The organism is Serratia sp. 2C06 (genome assembly GCF_050037615.1).
Taxonomy (GTDB): domain Bacteria; phylum Pseudomonadota; class Gammaproteobacteria; order Enterobacterales; family Enterobacteriaceae; genus Serratia; species Serratia ureilytica.
The window spans coordinates 2,118,070-2,139,355 of the sequence record NZ_CP188299.1; the positions used below are offsets into that span (position 1 = coordinate 2,118,070).

Consider the following 21,286-nt stretch of genomic DNA (forward strand, 5'->3'; position numbering starts at 1 on the left):
TATGTTTAAACGAGATTGATTTCCATTATCACTTAGTTTGGCATTCTTTCGGGTGGAACACACACGCATGTTTATTCACAAGGGAACCACGCCGGCCGGCCGATTGGCCACGGCGGTACGCGCCGCGCTGGCGGCGATGATGCTGACTCAGCCGGCGGTAGCGCTCGCCGCCCAGGCTGATGCGAGCAGCGCGCAGGCCGCACAGCAAAAGAATTTCAACATTGCGGCGCAGCCGCTGCAGAGCGCCATGTTGCGCTTCGCCGAGCAGGCCGATATGCAGGTATTTTTCGACGAGGTGAAGCTCGACGGCATGCAGGCGGCGGCGCTGAACGGCAGCATGAGCGTTGAACAGGGCCTGCGGCGCTTGATTGGCAACAATCCGGTGGCTTTCCGCCTGCAGCCGCAGGGGCAGATCGTATTGAGCCGGTTGCCAGCGGCAAACGGCGACGGTGGCGCGCTGGCGCTGGACAGCCTGACGGTGCTGGGCGCCGGCGGCATCAACGCCAACGATTGGGTTTACGACGAACCGCGCTCGGTCAGCGTCATCAGCCGCGAACAGATGGACAACCGCCCGGCGCGGCACGCGGCCGATATTCTGGAGCAGACTACGGGGGCCTATTCCAGCGTCAGCCAGCAAGATCCGGCGCTGTCGGTCAACATCCGCGGCATACAAGACTATGGCCGGGTGAACATGAACATCGACGGCATGCGGCAGAATTTTCAAAAGAGCGGCCATGGCCAGCGTAATGGCACCATGTACATCGATTCCGAACTGCTGTCCGGCGTGACCATCGACAAGGGCACCACCGGCGGCATGGGCAGCGCCGGCACGCTCGGCGGCATCGCCACCTTCAATACCGTCAGCGCGAGCGATTTCCTGGCGCCGGGCAAAGAGCTGGGCGGCAAGCTGCACGCCAGCACCGGCGATAACGGCACCCACTTCATCGGCAGCAGCATACTGGCATTGGGCAACGAAACCGGCGATATCCTGCTGGCCGCCAGCGAACGCCACCTCGGCGACTATTGGCCCGGCAACAAGGGCGATATCGGTAACATTCGTATCAATAATGACACCGGCAATTACGATCGCTACGCCGAGAGCATCAAGAACAACAAAATCCCCGACACAAATTACCGCATGCACTCGCGGCTGGCCAAGGTGGGCTGGAATCTGCCCGCCAATCAGCGCCTGCAGCTGAGCTATCTGCAGACCCAGACTGCGTCGCCGATCGCCGGCACGCTGACCAACCTGGGCACTCGCCCACCCTATGAACTGGGCTGGAAGCGCACCGGTTACAGCGACGTGATGGCGCGCAACGCGGCGTTTGATTACAGCCTGGCGCCGGAAGGCGTCGACTGGCTCGATTTTCAGGCCAAGCTGTATTACGTCGATACTCAGGACGACAGCGACACCTACAGCACCAGCTCGCTGCTGGACAACGGCTACGCGACGCGTACCCGGCTGCGTACCTATGGCGCGCAGGCGCAAAACACCTCGCGCTTCAGCCTGGCGCCGGGGCATGACTTCCGCGCCAACTACGGGTTGGAGTTCTATTACGACAAGGCGACCAGCGACTCTTCTCGTCAGGGCATGGAAGGGGTGACGCCGGCCGGCAACCGTTCGGTCGCCAGCCTGTTCGCCAACCTGACCTACGACTACGACGGCTGGCTGACGTTGGAGGGCGGGCTGCGTTACGACCGCTATCGCCTGCGCGGCCAGACCGGCCTGAGCTATCCGGATTTGGGCAAGGATGGGCAACGCTACACGATTGACAATCCTTGCAAAGCGCTGCGTCTGACCGGCTGTTCAACCACCACCCGCGAAGATTGGGACGTGGATCGCGATCAGGGCAAGCTGTCGCCGACGCTGGCGGTGGCGGTGCGTCCCGGCGTGGAGTGGCTGGAGCTGTATTCCACCTACGGCAAATCCTGGCGGCCGCCGGCGATCACCGAAACGCTGACCAACGGCAGTGCGCACGGCTCCTCCACGCAATACCCCAACCCGTTTCTGCAGCCCGAGCGCTCGCGCGCCTGGGAAGTCGGGTTCAACGTGCAGCAGCCGGATCTGTGGTTTGAGGGCGATCGGCTGGTGGCCAAGGTGGCCTACTTCGACACCAAAGTGGATAACTACATCAACCTGGCGATAGACCGCAATAAACCGGGGCTGGTGCAGCCGAGCATCGGCAATGCCGCTTACGTCAACAACCTGTCGAAAACCCGCTTCCGCGGGCTGGAGTACCAGCTCAACTATGACGCCGGGGTGTTCTACGCCGATCTGACCTACACCCACATGATCGGCAAAAACGAGTTCTGCTCGAACAAAGCCTGGCTGGGAGGACGCCTGCGCTATGGCGACGGTTCGCGCCGCGGCAACTTCTATGTTGAACCGGATGCCGCGTCCAATGATGCCGTCACGTGCGACGGGGGCTCGCAGTTCGGCACTGCCGCCTATCTGCCGGGCGATCGCGGCTCGGTCACGCTGGGCGGCCGCGCTTTCGATCGCAAGCTGGACGCCGGGGTGACCGTGCGCTTCGCGCCGGGCTATCAGGACAGTTCGGTGCCGTCCAACTACCCGTACCTGGCCGACTGGCCGAAGTACACCCTGTTCGATCTGTATGCCAGCTACAAGCTGACCGACAGCCTGACGCTGCGCGGCTCGGTGGAGAACCTGACCAACCGCGCCTACGTCGTCAGCTACGGCGAGACGCTGGCCAACACGCTGGGGCGCGGCCGCACCGTGCAGGGCGGGGTGGAATACCGTTTTTAAGCAGTAAAAGGGCGTTGCTCATTCTTGAGCACAAGGGCGGCCTCGCAAGGGGCGCCATTCATCAATGGAGATAGAGAAATGGCATTTTCAGTCAACTATGACAGCAGCTTCGGCAGCTACAGCATCCATAACTATCTGAACGAGTGGGCGTCGTCATTTGGCGATATCAACCACACCAACGGTAACGTCACCGACTCCAACAGCGGCGGCTTCTATGGCGGCAGCCTGTCCGGCAGCCAATACGCCGTGACCAGCACCGCCAACAACGTTACCTCGTTCGTGGCGGGCGGCAACCTGACCTACACCTTGTTCAATGCCCCGGCGCACACCCTGTACGGCCAGCTGGATTCGCTGTCGTTCGGCGACGGCCTGAACGGCGGCGGCTCCACGCCGTACAACATCCAGGTGCCTGACGTCAGCTTCGGCGGCCTGAACCTCAGCAGCCTGCAGGCGCAGGGCCACGATGGCGTGGTGCACCAGGTGGTGTACGGCCTGATGTCCGGCGATACCGGCGCGCTGGAAACCGCGCTGAACGGCATCCTCGACGACTACGGCCTGAGCGTCAATTCCACCTTCGATCAGGTGGCGGCGGCGACGGCGGTGGGCGTGCAGCATGCCGACAGCCCGGAACTGCTGGCGGCCTGATCGCGGCCGTTTGCCCGCCGGCGCCGCGCGCCCCGGTGGGCATTTTCTCGTTTTTAGCCGATGGAAAACGCCATGAAAAACGCCGTCAGGCGCGGAGAAGTGATGAGCGTGCTGGCCGCATACCGGCGCGGATTTTGGGGCATCGCGCTGTTTACCGCGGTGATCAACCTGCTGATGCTGGCCCCGGCGCTGTACATGCTGCAGGTCTACGATCGCGTGTTGCCGTCGGGCAACCGCATGACGCTGGCGATGCTGACCCTGATGGTGGTCGGCCTTTACCTGTTTATGGGGCTGCTGGAGTGGGTCCGCAGTCAGGTGGTGATCCGCCTCAGCGCCCAGATGGATATGCGCCTGAATCAGCGGGTCTACGACGCCGCCTTCGAAACCAATCTGAAAACCGGCAACCCGCTGGCGGGACAGGCGCTGAACGATCTGACCAACCTGCGCCAGTTCGCCACCGGCAATGCGCTGTTTGCGTTCTTCGATGCGCCCTGGTTCCCGGTTTATCTGCTGGTGGTGTTTCTGCTCCACCCCTGGCTTGGCGCGTTGGCCAGCGCCGGGGTAATCGTGCTGGTGCTGCTGGCCTGGCTCAACCAGCGGGTGTCGCAGGCGCCGCTCGCGGAGGCCGGCCGGGTCGCGCTGAGCGCCACGCAGCAGGCCAACGGCAACCTGCGCAACGCCGAAGCCATTGCCGCCATGGGGATGCTGACCGACTTGCGTCTGCGTTGGCTGCGGCAGCATCAGCAGTTCCTGCTGTTGCAGAACCGCGCCAGCGAGAAAATCGCCGCCGTCACCGCCTGGTCGAAAACCGTGCGGCTGGCGCTGCAGTCGCTGATGTTGGGCTGCGGCGCGCTGCTGGCGGTCAACGGCGACATTACGCCGGGCATGATGATCGCCGGATCGATCCTGATCGGCAGGGTGCTGGGGCCGATCGATCAGCTGATCGGCGCCTGGAAGCAGTGGTCGTCGGCGCGCCAGTCCCTGCAGCGGCTGGAGGTGATGCTGGCCGCCAACCCGCCGCAGGCGGCGAGCCTGCCGCTGCCGGCCCCCAATGGCACCTTGACCGTGAATCAGCTGGCCGCCAGCGCGCCCGGCGGGAGCGCACCGGTATTGCACGGCGTCAGTTTTCGTCTGGAGGCCGGTGAGGTACTGGGCGTCATTGGCGCATCCGGCTCCGGCAAAACGCTGCTGATGCGCCAACTGGTCGGCGCGTTGACGCCGCTCAGCGGCGACGTGCGGCTGGACGGCGCGGATATCCGGCAGTGGGATAAACAGCAGCTGGGGCCGCATATCGGCTATTTGCCACAGGATATCCAGCTGTTCGCCGGTACCCTGACGGAAAACATCGCCCGCTTTGGCCAGGTTGACGCCGAGAAGGTGGTGACCGCCGCCGCGCTGGCCGGCGTGCACCAATTGATCCTGCATTTGCCCAAAGGGTATGAAACTGAGCTGGGTGAGGGCGGCAGCGGCCTGTCCGGCGGCCAGCGTCAGCGCGTGGCGCTGGCGCGCGCGCTGTACGGTTCTCCGGCGTTGGTAGTGCTGGATGAACCGAATGCCAACCTCGATCGTGAAGGGGAAGAGGCGCTGCAGCGGGCGATCGAAGCGTTGAAGGCGCGCGGCACCACCATCGTGTTAGTGACTCACAAACCGGCGATCCTGGCGACCACCGACAAATTGCTGGTGCTGGCCGCTGGCCAGGTGCAGCACTTCGGCCCCAGTGACGCCATCCTGAAAAAGTTGCCTGGTTTTGCGCCCGCTGCCGTACCGGCCAACGTCGGCCGCAGCAGCGGTGGCTTCAACGTCAACTACGCCAACTTTGCCAAAACGGCCAGCGGTGAACGAAAAGTATGAGCAATCAGAGTGTGATCCCCGGCGATATCGACGCCCTTTCCCGGCAGTTCGACGAAGGGCGCCATCTGCGGCTCGGCGGCTGGCTGGTGCTGTTGGGGTTTGGCGGTTTCCTGCTGTGGGGGCTGTTGGCGCCGCTGGACAAAGGCGTACCGGTCTCCGGCAGCGTGGTGGTGGCCGGTAACCGCAAGGCGGTACAGCACCCGAGCGGCGGCGTGGTGTCGCAAATTCAGGTGCATGAAGGCGACCGGGTTCACGCCGGGCAGGTGCTGCTGCTGATGGATACCGTCGACAGCCGCACCCAGCGCGATGCGCTGCGCAGCCAGCAGTTGAGCAACGCCGCGCAGCGGGCGCGGCTGCAGGCCGAGCGCGACGGCCTGCAGGCGATCGCTTTCCCGGCATTGCTGCAAGCGCGGCGGGAGGAGCCGGAGGTGATGTCGTTGATGCTGTTGCAACAGCAGCTGTTCACCAGCCGCCGTGCGGCGTTGCAGAGCGAGCTGGCGGCGATCGCGGAGAGCATCGCCGGATCGCAGGCGATGCTGGAGGGGATCCGGCAGTCTTACGCCAGCAAACAGCGGCAAAAGGCCATGTTGCAGGAGCAGCTGGGCGGCATGCGCAAGCTGGCGGCGCAGGGGTATGTGGCGCGCAACCGGCTGTTGGATCTGGAAGGACAGTATGCGCAGATTGACGGCCAGGCATCCGAGGATACCGGCAATATCGGCCGCCTGGGGCGCCAGATCCTGGAGCTGAAGCTGCGGGCGATCCAGAGGCGGGAAGAGTATCAGAAAGAGGTCAGCAGCCAGCTGGCCGAGGTGCGGATGAAGCTGGACGAACTGGATAACCGCCTGGCCAAGGCGGAGGCCGATCTGGGCCATACGCAGGTGAAAGCGCCGGTGGCGGGCACCGTGGTGGGGCTGAGCGTGTTCACCGAAGGCGGCGTGATCGGCGCCGGTCAGCAGCTGATGGAGATCGTGCCCAGCGATCGGGGGCTGCAGGTGGAGGCGCGTATCCCGGTCGAGTTGATCGACAAGGTGCAGGTGGGGCTGCCGGTCGAGCTGTTGTTCTCGGCGTTTAACCAAAGCACCACGCCGCGCGTCGAGGGCGAAGTGACGCTGGTCGGGGCCGATCGCCTGACCGACGAGAAAAGCGGCGCGCCCTATTACAGCGTGCGCGCCAAGGTCAGCGAAGAAGGGTTGCAACGTTTGAACGGGTTGGAAATCCGCCCGGGGATGCCGGTTGAAGGCTTCATCCGCACCGGCGAGCGTTCGATGATGAACTACCTGTTTAAACCGCTGACCGATCGCCTTCATCTGGCCTTGACGGAAGAGTGAGCATGTCGGTTTCGCCGCTGCCTTTCGCCGCACCCGGCGCTGCCATGCCCTGGCGCCGTTGTCTGGTGCTGGTGCTGGCGCTGCATCTGCTGGGCGTGGCGTTGTTCTGGCCCTGGTGGGATAAGGCTGAGCCGCAGTGGGTGCCGCCGCCTGCGGTCATGGTAGTGATGGCCGCCGCACCGCAGGCTCCGGCTGAGGTAAAACAACCGCCGGGGCAAAGGACGCCTCCGCCTCAGGTTGAACCGCCGACGCCCCCGGAGCCGTTGCCGACGTTGAAAGTGCCTGAAGCCGCGCGGCCGAACATCGCCGTACCGCCGAAGCAGAAAAAACCGCCCAAACCGGTGAAGAAAAACCCGCCGCCCCGCACGCCGCCGCAGGAGAGAACGATCGCGCCGCCGAAGGTTCAGGAGCAAAGCGTCGGTGCGCCGCCGCCGGGCCGGGCGGATAAAACGGCCGCGCCGCAAACTCGCCTGACGCCCTATGCGCAGGCGGGGGAGGACAACTGGCGCAGCCGCATCAGCGGCCGCCTGAATCGCTTTAAACGTTACCCCAAAGACGCATTGCGGCTGAAGCGCCAGGGCGTCGGGCAGGTGCGTTTCACGTTGGACAGGCAGGGCCATGTGCTGGCGGTGACGCTGGTCAGCAGCGCCGGGCTGCCGTCGCTGGATCGCGAAATCCAGGCGCTGGTCAAACGCGCTTCGCCGCTGCCCACGCCGCCGGCGGATGCCTACGTCAACGGCACGGTGGAATTGACGTTGCCGATCGATTTCAGTTTGCGCGGCGCGGGTTTTTGACGCGGTGGTTTCATGCCGACGCCTGGGCGTTGTGCACGGTAACCTTTGCCTCTGCGCCGCGATCGCATTTCGCGCGAAAAACCAGTGACAGATCAACCGCAATCCCCCAATATGGATTTTCCATACAAGATGATGACGCGGGTGCCAGTCTATGCTGAAAGTGAATGAGTATTTTGCCGGAAAAGTGAAGTCTATCGGTTTTGACAGTAGCAGCATCGGTCTTACCAGCGTGGGCGTGATGGAAGAGGGCGAATACACCTTCTCCACCGCGCAGCCGGAAGAAATGACGGTGATCACCGGGGCGCTGAAAGTGCTGCTGCCGGGCGCGCCGGACTGGCAGGTGTTTACGCCGGGCGAGAAATTCTTCGTGCCGGGGCACAGCGAGTTCAACCTGCAGGTGGCCGACGCAACCGCCTATCTGTGCCGCTACCTGAGCAAATAAAGGTTGCTCGTTAGGGGAATGCAGGGCTCAGCGAACGCTGGGCCCTGGTCGTTTCTGAGGCGGGATTAACGCTGGGCTTCGCCGCCGAGCGCTTCGATGGTGTTTTTGATCAACGCCGCCAGCTCGCTGGTCATCAGGATAAAGTCGGCGTCAAAGCGCTGGGCGAAGTCGTCGCGATCGATGTCGTCGTTCTGCTCGCGCAGCGTGTCGGCAAACTTCAGACGTTTTAATGAACCGTCGTCCGACAGCATCAGCTGAATGCGCTCCTGCCAATCCACCGCCAGCTTGGTCACCAGTTTGCCGGCTTCGATGTGCACCGCGATTTCGTCGCTGATCAGATTCTGTTTTTTGCAGCGGATCACGCCGCCTTCTTCCAGAATCGCTTTCAGTTCCGCTTCATCCTGAATGGCGAAGCCGGCCGGCATCTCGCCGGAACGCACCCATTCGGTCAGCGTCAGTTCGATCGGGCTTTCCATCGTCAGCGGCACCACCGGCAGCGAACCGAGGCTTTTGCGCAGCAGCGCCAGCGTATCTTCGGCGCGTTTGGCGCTGGCGGCATCGACCATGATCAGATCGTTGACGGTGTCGATCCACATGAAAGTCTGGTTGAAGCGGCTGAATGCGCGCGGCAGCAGGCTGTGCAGCACTTCATCCTTCAGCGCGTCCTTCTCGGTTTTCTTCAGTTTGCGGTGTTGTTCCGCCTCCAGGCGCTCAATCTTGGCCTGCAGCTCTTGCTTGATGACCGGCGACGGCAGGATTTTCTCTTCCTTGCGCGCGCAGATGACGATTTGGCCGTTGACCGCGTGCGTCAATGCATCGCTGTGCGAACCCATCGGGGAGACCCAGCCGGTCTTCGCCATGTCCTGGCTGCCGCACGGCGTGAAGGCGAACGCGCTGAGTTGTTTTTCCATTTCATCCGCGTTTAGCGCCACTTCGCGGCTCAAACGGTAAACCATCAAATTCTTAAACCACAGCATAATGTTATCCCAGGCTGGGCGTGCGTTCGGCACGCTGATTCGTCAAAAGCAGGGCGGCATGATAACGAATTGACGCTGAAAAATCGCCCCATTCTCTCTGAATTGCGTCGCTTTACGCAGCGAGAAAGGACGGGACGGAGGGTGGGAAACAGGTGATTCATTCGCGCGCTTACATTAGGCTGTGGCAACGCTGCGCGGCATCGAGGAGAAAAATACGTGCGCATTGGCATCGATTTGGGTGGAACGAAAATTGAAGTGATTGCGTTGGCGGACGACGGGCGGGAGCTGTTTCGCCATCGTATCGCCACGCCGCGCCATGACTACCGGCAAACTCTGGCGGCGATCGCCGGGCTGGTGAAACTGGCCGAGGATCATACCGGCGAACGGGGATCGGTCGGGATCGGCATTCCCGGCACGCTGTCGCCGTTTACCGGGCGGGTGAAAAACGCCAACTCGGTGTGGCTCAACGGCCAACCGCTGGACGAGGATCTTTCTGCGCTGCTGACGCGAGAGGTGCGCATCGCCAACGATGCCAACTGTCTGGCGGTGTCGGAAGCCACCGATGGCGCCGGCGCCGGCGCGAAAACCGTGTTTGCGGTTATCATCGGCACCGGCTGCGGCGCCGGCGTGGCGCTGAACGGCCAGGCGCATGCCGGCGGCAACGGCATCGCCGGTGAATGGGGGCACAATCCGCTGCCGTGGCAGGATGACGATGAGCTGCGTTACGCCCGCGAAGTGCTGTGTTACTGCGGCAAGCCGGGTTGCATCGAAACCTTTGTTTCCGGCACCGGTTTCGCCACCGACTATGCGCGCCTGAGCGGCAATGCGCTGCAAGGGCATGAGATCATGGCGCTGAGCGAGCGGGGCGATGCGTTGGCGGAGCAGGCGATTGGCCGCTACGAAATGCGGCTGGCGAAATCGCTGGCGCACGTGATCAACATGCTGGATCCGGATGTGGTGGTGCTCGGCGGCGGTATGAGCAACGTGGATCGTCTGTATCGCACGGTGCCGCAACTGGTGAAAGGCTGGGTGTTCGGCGGCGAGTGTGAAACGCCGATCCGCAAGGCCGTTCACGGCGACTCCAGCGGCGTGCGCGGTGCGGCCTGGCTGTGGCCGCAACAGCAGCGCTAAGCGTTGCAACAAAGCGCGAGGCTGCTCGCGCTTTAAACCCTTCACTGTACAAAAACTGGACGGCGCTTTATGCTTTAGCTAACTTAGCTAAGGAGGACGCGTATGCCGATTCAGGCCAATATGCACGAAGCCAAATCCAATCTGAGCCAGTTGGCGGACAGAGCCGCGGAGGGAGAAACCGTGATTATTGCAAAAGCAGGGAAGCCGTACGTACAGCTGGTCGCCATCAAGGGGGAAGCGCGCCGCCCTGGCGCCGCCAAGGGCAGGTTCACCGTGCCGGCGGATTTCAACGCCGGGGATGCGGCCATTGCGGCGTTGTTTGAGGGCGATGAATGAAGCGCCTGTTGCTGGATACCCACGCGTTGCTGTGGTGGCTGATCGACGACGCCTGCCTGGGCGTGAACGCCAAAAGGCAGATCGCCGATCCGGGCAATGCGGTGTACGTCAGCGCGGCCAGCATTTGGGAGATCTCGATCAAGCAGGCGCTGGGCAAACTGGCGCTGCCGGAAGACATCTTTGCGATCATCGAGGCCGAGGATTTTCTGTCTTTGCCGATGGACGCCTTTCACTGCCAACAGGCCGGGCAGCTGCCGCCCCATCATCAAGATCCTTTCGATCGCATGCTGATCGCACAGGCGCAGGCCGAGGGGCTGACGCTGATCTCCGCCGACGCGGTGTTTCCGCAGTACGGCGTGCGGGTGGCGGACGCCCGCCGTTAAGCCGGCTTTTCCTCGCTTTCGCTGCGCACCCGTTCGATATGAATGGTCAGAAACATCATCTCTTCCGTGGTGAGCTGATGCTGATAGTGCTTTTCGATGTGGCGGTTGATCTTACCGGCGCAGGCGAATGACTCGGGGTACTTCTCTTTCACCACCTGATACAGCGAATCGTCGTCGCTGTCGACGTAGTTTTTCCCCAGCAGCCGTTGGGCGAAAAATTTCAAGTGGGTGACGAACCGGTGGTAGCTCAGGGATTCCTCGTTGTAATCAAAGCGGAAATGGTACTTGACCAGGTTGAGGATCTCTTGCATCACGCGGGTAATGTGCAGCGTGTTGTGCATCTCGTCGTTAAGCTGAGCGTTGACCAGGTGCAGGGCGATAAATCCGGCTTCGTCCTCCGGCAACACGGTATCCAGCCGCTGTGCGATCAGGGCCAGCGCCTCCAGCCCGACGGCGAATTCGGCCGGATAGAGTTTTTTAATCTCCCACAGCAGCGCATTCTTGATATCCAGCCCTTGCGCATGGCGCTGCAGGGCGAAGTGGATGTGATCGGTCAGCGTGATGTAGACGATGTTATGCAGCTTGCCCGGCAGGCGTTCGCGGGCGAGGGTGATGATTCTGTCGGCGGTGGTGACGCAGGCCAATGGGATCTCGGCGAGCAGCTCTTTATAGCGCTCGGCGATTTCTCCGCCGTTATGGGTGAAGACCTTTTCGATCAGGCTTTCGTCCAGCGTATCGCCGGGCTTCTTTTTAAAGCCGATTCCTTTTCCCATCACCACCGTCTCTGCCTGACGGTCGTCCAGCGTAATCACCACGTTATTATTGAGTATTTTAGCGATTTTCATGGTTTTTCCCGGTGTTTCAGCATCCTGAAAACGAAAAAACCTGACGCCCGGAAGCGATCCCGGGCGTCAGGTTTTGCCTGTATTTTATCTTTCTGCCCTGCGGCCTGAGCGGCGGAGGGGATACAGTAACAATCCTGTTATGCTGGCATAATAACCCGTGCCTGCCGCGGCTCAACGCTTTTCACCGCGGAGTGCCGCCGCGGTCACACTTCTGCGCCGCGCGCGGCGGGATCATTCCAGCCTGAAGTGCGCCTCCAGCCGGCTGACGCCAAGCCCGTTGACCTTTTTCACTTTGATTTGCACCGGAATACGCTCTTTCATCGCCTCGACGTGGCTGATCACGCCAATGGTTTTACCGGAAGCATTCAGGCTGTCCAGCGCGTCCAGCGCGGTATCGAGGGTTTCGGCGTCCAGCGTGCCGAAGCCTTCGTCGAGGAACAGCGAGTCGATGCTGGTTTTGTGGCTAACCAGATCGGACAACGCCAGCGCCAGCGCCAGGCTGACCAGGAAGCTCTCGCCGCCGGACAGGGTGCGGGTATCGCGCAGCGCATCGGCCTGCCAGGTGTCCACCACCTGCAGCTCCAGCGCGTCGCTGGTTTTGCGCTGCAGCAGGTAGCGCCCGTGCAGCCGGCCGAGCTGCCGGTTGGCCAGATAGACCAGATGATCGAGCGTCAGCCCCTGAGCGAAACGGCGGAACTTGTCGCCTTCTTTCGAGCCGATCAGCTGGTTGAGGTAGCTCCAGTCGTCGTAGTCTTGCTGGCTGCGGGCGATTTGCTCGAACAGCGCCTGTTGATTGAGACGACGGGCGGCGTCGCTTTCCAGCTGGTTGCGCAGTTCGCCCTGGCTCAGCTGCAGCGCCTTCAACTGCTGTGCCAGCTCGGCCAGCGATTGGGTGAGCGCGTCGAGATCCGCGTTGGCTTCATCCAGCCCTTCAGGGAGGTTCAGCCGATGCTGCTCCAGCGTTTGCGTCGCCTGAGTCAGCAGGGCCGCAGCCTCTACCTGCCGCTGTTGCAGTTGCTCTTTGCGCTGCTGCAATTCGCGGCGCAGGGCGTCGTCCAGCAGCGCGGCGGCGAAGGCGGTTTCATCGGCGAATTCGCTGTCGGCCAGCGCCTGCTGCCATTGCTGCTGCGCCTGCTGCAGCCGTTCCTGCATTTGGGTGTGCTGTTGTTGTAACCCGGCCTGTTGGCCGGCCAGGCGTTCGCGCAGCTCCTGCGCCTTTTGCCACTGCTCGGCGGCCTGCAAGCAAGCCTGTTCACAGGCGGTTTGTTTGGCGCGCAGCTGTTCCCGCACCTCGGCGACCCGCTGTTCGCCGAACAGCGCCAACCGCTGCGTACGCCGCTCGGCGAGGGTTTTCTCGCCTTCCTGCCAGCGTTGTTGCAGGTCTTGCTGCTGTTGCAGGCTGTCGGCATGGGTTTTCTGCAGCAGCGTAAAGCGCTCTTCGAGCAGCGCCAGCTGTTGCTGCGCCTGCTGCTGCTGCGTTTGCAGAGCGATGAGCGCGTCTTTCGCCTGCTGTACCGCCTGCGCCGCCTGTTCATGCTGCTGCAGCGCCTGTTGCCCGCGCCGTTCTTCGTCGTCGCAGCCGTTCAGCCAGGCGCTGAGTTGCTCGCCATCCGCCAGCGTAAAGTCGAACGCCAGCGGTGCGCTGAGCTGCCGCCACTGCTGCTGTTGGGCAGCCAGCTGCTGTTCATCCTGAGCGATGGTTTGCTGTTGGCGCTGCAACTGCTGTTGCAGGTTGTCGTAACGGGCTCGCAGCTCGACGCCTTGTTTTTGCAATGCTTCGGTCTGGACTTTCATTTGCTCCAGACGTTGCGCAGTTTCTGACAGTTTTACCTCTTGGTATTGCTCTACCGCCGGATGCTCGCATGAGCCGCACAGCGGGCAGGGGGCGCCGGGTTGCAAACGGGCGCGCTCGGCCTCCAGACCCACGATCCGTTGTTCCAGCGCATAGGTTTTTTCAACATCGGCCTGGTGTGCTTTCTGCTGCTTAAATTGCTGACGGATGAGTTCTAGCTGTGGCTCCAACTGGGTCAGTTCATGTTGACCGATGTTTAGCTCTTGCCGCTGCTGTTCCAGCCGTTTAACGATTTGCTGCGACAAAGAGGATAGAGTAAACAGCTGCTGGCGCGTTGGGCGCAGGTCTGCCAGGGCGCTCAGGCGCTGGCGCAGCGGGGCCAGCGGCGTTTTCGCCTCCAGTGCCTGCTGCTGTTGCTGTTGAGCGGCCAGCGCATCACTCAGCGCATTCAACTGCTGCTGAAACTGTGCGGCCTGCGTTGTCAGCTGGCTGCGCTGAGCGGTGAGCTGCTCCAGCGTCGTTTGCTGCTGGGCGCACTGCTGCGCGGCGGCATCGACGGCCTGTCGCCGTTCGGCCTGTGTCGACTGCAGTTGGGCTATTTGGTGGTCAAGCGGAGCGACTTGCTCATCGATCAGCTGTTGCTGCTGCCGCATATGCTCGGCATGGGTTTGCTGCGCCAGGCGGGCTTTTTCCACCGCCTGCTGCAGCGGTGCCAGCTGCGCCGAGTGCTGTTCCTGTTGCTGCGTCAGCTGGGCAGCCTGCTGTTGTATCGTTTGTAGCTCGGTGCGGCAGCGATCGCGTTCGCCGCGCAGCGGCCGCAATTTCTCGGCCGGTTCGCTGAGCGCCAGCCGCTGCAACTGCGGGGCGGCCTCGGCCTGCTCGCGCTGGGCGGTTTCCAGCCGCCGTTGACCCTCGTTTTGCTGTTGCCGGAGGCGTTGCCATTGCTGCAGCCAGCTCAGCGCCTGTTGCTGTTGCTGAGTTTGCTCGCCGAGAGCACTTTCCTGCGCGCTCAGCGCCGTCAGCTGTTCAGTCAGGGAGTGGCGCTGTTCATCATTCAGCAACTCGATGCCGCTGGCGCGCTGGTGCAACGCATCCAGGTCGGTTTTGGCCTGCTTGTGCGACTCGAACACCTGTTCGGACAACCGCCCGTAGATTTCGGTGCCGGTCAGCTCTTCCAGCAGCTCGGCGCGATCGTTGGCGTCGGCGTTGAGGAACGCGGCAAACTGCCCTTGAGACAGCATCATCGATTTGGTGAAGCGGCCGAAGTCCAGCCCGGTGATGGCGGCGGTGATCTCCAGCTTGTCGCGTACCTTATCCGCCAGGATCTTGCCGTCCTCGCGGCGCGCCAGTTCGACCTTCGGCGCCTGCAGATTGCCGTCCGGCGCATTTTTGGCGCGGCGCTGGCTCCAAAAGGCGCGATAGCCGATGCCCTTGACCTCGAATTCGACCTCCGCCAGCGACTCGGCGGTGTGGCGGGTCATCAGCTCATTCTGGCTCGGCGTGACGTTGAGGCGCGGCGTTTGGTGATACAGCGCCAGGCAAATGGCGTCCAGCAGGGTGGTTTTGCCCGCGCCGGTCGGGCCGGTAATGGCGAACAGGCCGTTGCTGGCGAAAGGCTCGGCGGTGAAGTCAATTTTCCATTCGCCCTGCAGCGAGTTGAGGTTTTTTAACCGCAGGCTGAGGATCTTCATGAATTCGTCTCCTCGGCGTTATGCTGCACCGCCTCGACCACCTGGCGGAACATCTGGCGCATCCGCTGTTGACGCGTTTCGGGCATCTCAGCCTCCTGCGCCAGGCGCCGTTCGAACACTTCGTTGACGCTCAGCTCGTTCAGCGTTTCCTTATCCTGCTGCGCAATCGCCTGGCGGCGCTGCTCTTTGCTGCGCCGTAGCAGCACCACTTCCACTGGCAGCTCATCCGCCAGCAGCTGGATGCGGCGCTGGATGTCGCTGAGGTAGTCCTGCGTCGCCACTTCGATATCCAGCCACACCGGCCGCTCGCCGGCATAGTCGGCAAATTGCCGCAGCTGCCGTTCGATCTCGGCCAGATCGCCTTTGATCAGCTGCATGGGCTGGAACTGCGGGATCGTTAACGCGTCAACCCGCTGCAGGGTGCCGTCGGCGAAATCCACCAGGAAGACGCTTTTGGCTTTGCCCAGCTCATCGAAGCTGAGCGGGATCGGCGAGCCGCTATAGCGAATATGCTCCGATTTGGCGACGTTCTGCGCGCGGTGAATGTGGCCCAGCGCGATATAGTCGGCGGGTGGGAAAGCCTGCGCCGGGAAGGCGTCGAGGGTGCCGATATAGATGTCGCGCACCGAGTCGGAGGTGGTGACGCCGACGGTGGTCAGGTGGCCGGTGGCGACGATCGGCAGCGGCAAGCCCAGCTGGTCGCGGCGCTCGCAGGCCGCCTGATACAGCGTCTGATAATGTTCGGCGATGGCTTCCTGCAGCGCCTGCTGTTTCTGTGCGCCGGATTCGCCGGCGCGGCTGGTGAGCAGATCGCGCGGCCGCAGGAACGGAATGGCGCACAGCACCGCGCCCGGCTGGCCGTCGCGCCGGTTCAGCACCACGATTTGCTGTTCCGGAGCGCCCTGCGCGCTGGCGATCACCGTGGTGTTCAGGCAGGAGAGTAGCTCCCGCGATTCGTTCAGCGTCGCCACCGAGTCATGGTTGCCGCCCAGCACCACCAACTGGCAGCCGGTGCGCTGCAGTTCCACCACGAAGCGGTTGTACAGTTCGCGGGCATAGCTGGGCGGTGAGCCGGTATCGAACAGATCCCCGGCGACGATCAGCGCATCCACCTGTTGCTGTTCGATCTGTTCGATCAGCCAGTTCAGAAAAGCCTGGTGCTCGGCGGCGCGGCTTTTGGTGAAAAAGTACTGGCCAAGGTGCCAGTCAGAGGTGTGGATCAGGCGCATGACACTCCCGGATGCAAAGATAATGGCGATGATTATAAAGGCCGCGGCGGCGGCTGTCCTGGCGCAATGATGATGACAACCGGATGATTTTTCTTTACTGCGGGAAATAATCGCTATGCTTACTGCCTATAACAGCCGGTTTTTTTCATAAAAGTGTCACAAAACTGACGCATAATGGCGCCCGAAAAGTCGCTAACACATTGGCAGGATTGACGATGGCAAGACGCATACTGGTGGTGGAAGACGAAGCGCCGATCCGTGAGATGGTGTGCTTTGTGTTGGAACAAAATGGTTACCAACCGTTGGAAGCCGAGGATTATGACAGCGCCGTGACGCGTCTGTCTGAGCCGTTCCCTGATTTGGTGTTGCTTGACTGGATGTTGCCCGGCGGTTCCGGCATTCAGTTTATCAAACATATGAAGCGCGAAGCGCTGACCCGCGATATTCCGGTCATGATGCTGACCGCGCGCGGCGAAGAAGAAGACCGGGTGCGCGGCCTGGAAGTGGGGGCTGATGATTACATCACCAAGCCGTTCTCGCCCAAGGAGCTGGTGGCGCGCATCAAGGCGGTCATGCGACGCATTTCACCGATGGCGGTGGAGGAGGTGATTGAAATGCAAGGGCTGAGCCTGGACCCGTCCTCCCACCGCGTGATGGCGAACGATCAGGCGCTGGACATGGGGCCGACCGAGTTCAAGCTGCTGCACTTCTTTATGACCCACCCGGAGCGGGTTTATAGCCGTGAGCAGTTGCTTAATCACGTCTGGGGCACTAACGTTTATGTGGAAGACCGTACCGTTGACGTGCATATCCGTCGGCTCCGCAAAGCGTTAGAAACCAGTGGGCATGATAAAATGGTTCAAACCGTTCGGGGCACCGGCTACCGGTTCTCAACGCGCTACTGATCGCGCCGCGCTGGAGAATATGCCGTGTTAGAACGTCTGTCGTGGAAGAGGCTGGCTCTGGAGCTGGCTCTTTTTTGTTTGCCCGCCTTACTGCTGGGGCTGATTTTCGGTTATCTGCCCTGGTTCCTGCTGGCCTCCGCGCTGGCTGCGCTGGTGTGGAATTTCTACAACCAGCTCAAACTCTCCCATTGGCTGTGGATCGACCGCAGCATGACGCCGCCGCCCGGCCGCTGGAGCTGGGAGCCGCTGTTTTATGGCCTGTATCAGATGCAGCAGCGCAACCGCCGCCGCCGGCGCGAGCTGGCGCTGCTTATCAAGCGCTTTCGCAGCGGAGCCGAATCGCTGCCTGACGCGGTGGTGATGACCACCGTCGAGGGCAACATCTTCTGGTGCAACGGGCTGGCGCAGCATCTGCTCGGCTTCCGCTGGCCGGAAGACAACGGCCAGCACATCCTTAACCTGCTGCGTTATCCGGAATTCAGCCACTATCTGCAACAGCAGGAGTTTTCGCGTCCGCTGACGCTGCAGTTGAACAACGAACACTACGTCGAATTCCGCGTGATGCCGTATTCCGAAGGGCAGTTGCTGATGGTGGCGCGCGACGTCACCCAGATGCGCCAGCTGGAGGGCGCGCGGCGCAACTTCTTCGCCAACGTCAGCCATGAGCTGCGCACGCCGCTGACCGTGCTGCAGGGCTACCTGGAGATGATGGGCGACGAAGAGCAGGACGGTTCGCTGCGCAGCAAGGCGCTCAGCACCATGCAAGAGCAGACCCGCCGGATGGACGGGTTGGTCAAGCAACTGCTGACGCTGTCGCGCATCGAGGCGGCGCCCAATGTCGACATGAACGAGCGGGTGGATATCCCGCTGATGCTGCGGGTGTTGCAGCGCGAGGCGCAATCGCTGAGCGGCGGCAATCATGAGATCACCTTCCGGGTGAACGAACAGCTCAACGTGTTCGGCAATGAAGACCAGTTGCGCAGCGCGGTGTCTAACCTGGTGTACAACGCGGTCAACCACACGCCAAAGGGCACCCATATCGAAGTGAGCTGGCAACAGACGGCGCATGGCGCGCAGTTCCAGGTCAGCGACAACGGGCCGGGCATCGCCGCCGAACACCTGCCGCGCCTGACCGAGCGTTTTTACCGCGTCGACAAGGCTCGCTCGCGCCAGACCGGCGGCAGCGGGCTGGGGCTGGCGATCGTCAAGCACGCGCTCAGCCATCACGACGCGCGGCTGGAGATCCTCAGCGAACCGGGGATCGGCACCCGCTTTATCTTTACCTTGCCCAATCGGTTGATTGTTCCCGCCGCTTTATCAGAGAATGCGGTGAAAAATTAACGCGAGACACCGGTATGACCCGAATAACCCGAGGGCTGTTGCTTTGCCTGGCGCTGCTGGCCGGACGCGGCGCGCTGGCGCAGCCTGACGGCATGTTGGCGGGCAACCTGTCCAGCGTCGGTTCCGACACGCTGGCGAATCTGATGGCGCTGTGGGCGCAGGATTTCAGCCAGCATTATCCCAACGTCAACCTGCAGATCCAGGCCGCCGGCTCCTCGACCGCGCCGACCGCGTTGGCCGCGGGCGCCGCGCAGCTCGGCCCGATGAGCCGGCCGATGAAGGCGGCCGAGATCTCGGCATTCGAACACCGTTACGGCTATGCGCCGCTGGCGGTGCCGGTAGCGGTGGATGCGCTGGTGGTATTGGTGCATCAGGATAATCCGCTGCGCGGCCTCAATCTGCAGCAGCTCGACCGCATTTTCTCCGCCACCCGGCGCTGCGGCGAAAGCCAGCCGCTGACGCGCTGGGGCGAGCTGGGTCTGCGCGGCGACTGGGCGTCGCGTTCGCTGCAGCGCTTTGGCCGCAACTCGGCGTCCGGCACCTATGGCTACTTCAAACTGCGCGCGCTGTGCGGCGGCGATTTTATGCCGCGCGTCAATGAGCTGCCCGGCTCGGCCTCGGTGGTGCAGGCGGTGGCCGGTTCGCTCAACGGCATCGGCTACGCCAGCATTGGCTTTCGCGCCAGCGGCGTGCGGCTGCTGCCATTGGCGGAGTCGGGAGAGGACTATGTCGCGCCTACCGCCGCCAACGTGCGCAACGATCGCTACCCGCTGTCGCGCTATCTGTATATCTACATCAACAAAGCCCCCCATCAACCGCTGGAGCCGCTGACCGCCGCGTTCCTCGATCGCGTGCTGTCGACACCAGGCCAGAGCCTGGTCAACCACGACGGCTATCTGCCGCTACCGCCGGCCACCCTGCAGAAGACCCGTCAGGCGCTGGGGTTGCCACTGCTCGCGCCGGCCATGGCGCAATAAGCGACAAAAAACGGCGCAATTTTCACCTTTTTTTATGGCGAAACGAAGCTCATACCACGCGAAAATCGGCTTTTCATTGGCGATTTCGAGCGGTAAAGCGATATATGCTTCACGTTTTGTGAATTCATTGTTCAAAAATGATACAAATCATGTAGTGTATATTTATTGATAACCAATATGATCGACTGGTGGCAAAAGTTTATATGGTCGATAGCTCTGCTTTTCGCCGTGCGTCTTGCCTTGAAGCGCTATAAACGTTTACCTTAGCCTTCGTTGTCGGATTAAACCTCCATTTTTATAACTCCTAAAATTTTGCCCATCTTTATGAGCGGCCACTTTCGAATAGGGACATAAACGCCGGATCGACTGCGTTTAGGGTGCTTATTTGGCGCGGCGACGATCGGGCATGCCGGCAACCGGGTGGGGCGTCACGCCACCACGCTATCGGACCCTTTTTTTCATTTGAACAGGCAACACGACATCGTATGAGTCATCGTTTAACGTCAAAAGATATCCTGGCACTGGGCTTTATGACCTTTGCCTTATTCGTCGGGGCCGGGAACATCATCTTCCCGCCGATGGTCGGTTTGCAGTCCGGTGAACACGTCTGGACTGCGGCGCTGGGCTTCCTGATCACCGCCGTGGGCCTGCCGGTCATCACCGTCATCGCGCTGGCACGCGTCGGCGGCGGCATCGACGCCCTCAGTTCGCCAATCGGCCGCGGCGCCGGCTTGCTGCTGGCGACCGTCTGCTACCTGGCCGTAGGCCCGCTGTTCGCGACGCCGCGTACCGCCACCGTGTCCTTCGAAGTGGGCATCGCCCCGCTGACCGGCGACGGGGCCATGCCGCTGTTCATCTATAGCCTGGTGTACTTCGCGCTGGTGATCGGCATCTCTCTGTATCCGGGCCGCCTGCTCGATACCGTCGGCCATGTGCTGGCGCCGCTGAAGATCGTCGCGCTGGCCGTACTGGGCATCGCCGCGCTGCTGTGGCCTGCCGGCGCGCCGATTCCGGCGACGACGGCTTATCAGAGCGTGCCTTTCTCCTCCGGCTTCGTTAACGGCTATCTGACCATGGATACGCTGGGCGCGCTGGTGTTCGGCATCGTTATCGTCAACGCGGCGCGTTCGCGCGGCGTGAAAGACGCCGGTTTGTTGACCCGCTACACCATTCTGGCCGGTTTGATCGCCGGCGTGGGCCTGACGCTGGTGTACCTGAGCCTGTTCAAACTGGGTTCCGGCAGCGGCGCGCTGGTGCCGGACGCCACCAACGGCGCGGTGATCCTGCACGCTTACGTTCAGAACACCTTTGGCGGCCTCGGCAGCTTCTTCCTGGCGGCGCTGATCTTCATCGCCTGTATGGTGACCGCGGTCGGCCTGACCTGCGCCTGCGCCGAGTTCTTCGCGCAATACCTGCCGTTCTCGTACAAGACGCTGGTATTTATCCTGGGCCTGTTCTCGATGGTGGTGTCCAACCTCGGCCTGAGCCACCTGATTCAGATCTCCATTCCGGTGCTGACCGCGATTTATCCGCCGTGCATCGTGCTGGTGGTGCTGAGCTTCACCCTGCGTTGGTGGCACAGCGCGCCACGCATCATCGCGCCGGTGATGCTTGTCAGCCTGTTGTTTGGTATCCTTGACGCGGTGAAAGCCTCCAGTTTCCAGCAGCTGCTGCCGGCCTGGACCACTCACCTGCCGCTGGCGGAGCAGGGGTTGGCATGGTTGCCGCCTTCGCTGCTGATGCTGGCGCTGGTCGCGATTTATGATCGGGTGTGCACGCGTTCCCAAGTGACCGCGCACTGATAATCCCCCGGCTTAATCCAGGGCCACGGACATGTCCGTGGCTTTTTTAC

General features: G+C 62.1%; 17 protein-coding genes. 13 read left to right on the forward strand and 4 right to left on the reverse strand.

All coding sequences use genetic code 11. The features are described 5' to 3' along the window. Positions 1-67: 67 nt before the first annotated feature. From ACP3TA_RS10485 to ppnP, 6 genes are all read left to right on the forward strand, one after another. Complete coding sequence (locus ACP3TA_RS10485) at positions 68-2,767, forward strand: TonB-dependent hemoglobin/transferrin/lactoferrin family receptor (RefSeq protein WP_426784597.1); 2,700 nt, start codon at positions 68-70, stop codon at positions 2,765-2,767. Positions 2,768-2,845: 78 nt separating this feature from the next. Beyond that, the gene (locus ACP3TA_RS10490; RefSeq protein ID WP_033642038.1) at positions 2,846-3,412 is read left to right on the forward strand and encodes a heme acquisition protein HasA; all 567 of its coding nucleotides are present in this window, start codon (positions 2,846-2,848) and stop codon (positions 3,410-3,412) included. 72 nt (positions 3,413-3,484) lie between these two features. Continuing rightward, positions 3,485-5,263, forward strand: a complete 1,779-nt coding sequence (locus ACP3TA_RS10495; RefSeq protein WP_206196029.1) for a type I secretion system permease/ATPase — start codon at positions 3,485-3,487, stop codon at positions 5,261-5,263. Then, positions 5,260-6,591 carry an HlyD family type I secretion periplasmic adaptor subunit gene (locus ACP3TA_RS10500; protein ID WP_164119892.1) on the forward strand — a complete coding sequence of 444 codons (1,332 nt, stop codon included), beginning with the start codon at positions 5,260-5,262 and terminating at the stop codon, positions 6,589-6,591. Before ACP3TA_RS10495 ends, ACP3TA_RS10500 begins: the two co-directional genes overlap by 4 nt. A gap of 2 nt (positions 6,592-6,593) precedes the next feature. After that, a complete protein-coding gene (locus ACP3TA_RS10505; RefSeq protein ID WP_164119893.1) occupies positions 6,594-7,385 on the forward strand; it encodes an energy transducer TonB in 792 nt (263 codons plus the stop codon). A gap of 151 nt (positions 7,386-7,536) precedes the next feature. Then, positions 7,537-7,827: a pyrimidine/purine nucleoside phosphorylase gene (gene ppnP / locus ACP3TA_RS10510; RefSeq protein WP_004940463.1), complete on the forward strand. Its 291-nt coding sequence runs from the start codon at positions 7,537-7,539 to the stop codon at positions 7,825-7,827. Between the two features lie 65 nt (positions 7,828-7,892). Here ppnP and rdgC read toward each other — a convergent pair whose 3' ends face one another. Then, positions 7,893-8,804, reverse strand: a complete 912-nt coding sequence (gene rdgC / locus ACP3TA_RS10515; protein WP_004940461.1) for a recombination-associated protein RdgC — start codon at positions 8,802-8,804, stop codon at positions 7,893-7,895. A 216-nt stretch (positions 8,805-9,020) separates the two neighbouring features. On the opposite strand from rdgC, the gene mak reads away from it, so the two are divergent. From mak to ACP3TA_RS10530, 3 genes are all read left to right on the forward strand, one after another. Continuing rightward, a complete protein-coding gene (gene mak, locus ACP3TA_RS10520; protein WP_089194345.1) occupies positions 9,021-9,935 on the forward strand; it encodes a fructokinase in 915 nt (304 codons plus the stop codon). Between the two features lie 102 nt (positions 9,936-10,037). Next, positions 10,038-10,271, forward strand: a complete 234-nt coding sequence (locus ACP3TA_RS10525) for a type II toxin-antitoxin system Phd/YefM family antitoxin (RefSeq protein ID WP_004940455.1) — start codon at positions 10,038-10,040, stop codon at positions 10,269-10,271. Then, positions 10,268-10,654: a type II toxin-antitoxin system VapC family toxin gene (locus ACP3TA_RS10530; RefSeq protein WP_033651066.1), complete on the forward strand. Its 387-nt coding sequence runs from the start codon at positions 10,268-10,270 to the stop codon at positions 10,652-10,654. The genes ACP3TA_RS10525 and ACP3TA_RS10530 overlap by 4 nt, the downstream gene beginning before the upstream one ends. On the opposite strand, the gene licT is transcribed toward ACP3TA_RS10530, so the two are convergent. The 3 genes from licT to sbcD all read right to left on the reverse strand — a co-directional run bounded on the left by licT (position 10,651) and on the right by sbcD (position 16,211). Then, a complete protein-coding gene (gene licT / locus ACP3TA_RS10535; protein ID WP_033642044.1) occupies positions 10,651-11,499 on the reverse strand; it encodes a BglG family transcription antiterminator LicT in 849 nt (282 codons plus the stop codon). The genes ACP3TA_RS10530 and licT overlap by 4 nt on opposite strands. A 231-nt stretch (positions 11,500-11,730) precedes the next feature. Beyond that, positions 11,731-14,982: an exonuclease subunit SbcC gene (gene sbcC / locus ACP3TA_RS10540; RefSeq protein ID WP_206196028.1), complete on the reverse strand. Its 3,252-nt coding sequence runs from the start codon at positions 14,980-14,982 to the stop codon at positions 11,731-11,733. Next, the gene (gene sbcD, locus ACP3TA_RS10545; RefSeq protein ID WP_033651069.1) at positions 14,979-16,211 is read right to left on the reverse strand and encodes an exonuclease subunit SbcD; all 1,233 of its coding nucleotides are present in this window, start codon (positions 16,209-16,211) and stop codon (positions 14,979-14,981) included. Before sbcD ends, sbcC begins: the two co-directional genes overlap by 4 nt. A 215-nt stretch (positions 16,212-16,426) precedes the next feature. Between sbcD and phoB the strand changes: the two genes are divergently transcribed. The 4 genes from phoB to brnQ all read left to right on the forward strand — a co-directional run bounded on the left by phoB (position 16,427) and on the right by brnQ (position 21,236). Continuing rightward, positions 16,427-17,116 carry a phosphate response regulator transcription factor PhoB gene (gene phoB / locus ACP3TA_RS10550; RefSeq protein WP_004940438.1) on the forward strand — a complete coding sequence of 230 codons (690 nt, stop codon included), beginning with the start codon at positions 16,427-16,429 and terminating at the stop codon, positions 17,114-17,116. A 24-nt stretch (positions 17,117-17,140) separates the two neighbouring features. Further along, positions 17,141-18,457, forward strand: a complete 1,317-nt coding sequence (gene phoR / locus ACP3TA_RS10555; protein WP_004940434.1) for a phosphate regulon sensor histidine kinase PhoR — start codon at positions 17,141-17,143, stop codon at positions 18,455-18,457. A gap of 14 nt (positions 18,458-18,471) precedes the next feature. Further along, complete coding sequence (locus ACP3TA_RS10560; RefSeq protein WP_047572464.1) at positions 18,472-19,434, forward strand: PstS family phosphate ABC transporter substrate-binding protein; 963 nt, start codon at positions 18,472-18,474, stop codon at positions 19,432-19,434. A gap of 485 nt (positions 19,435-19,919) precedes the next feature. Beyond that, complete coding sequence (gene brnQ / locus ACP3TA_RS10565; protein WP_021504688.1) at positions 19,920-21,236, forward strand: branched-chain amino acid transport system II carrier protein; 1,317 nt, start codon at positions 19,920-19,922, stop codon at positions 21,234-21,236. Positions 21,237-21,286 lie beyond the last annotated feature (50 nt).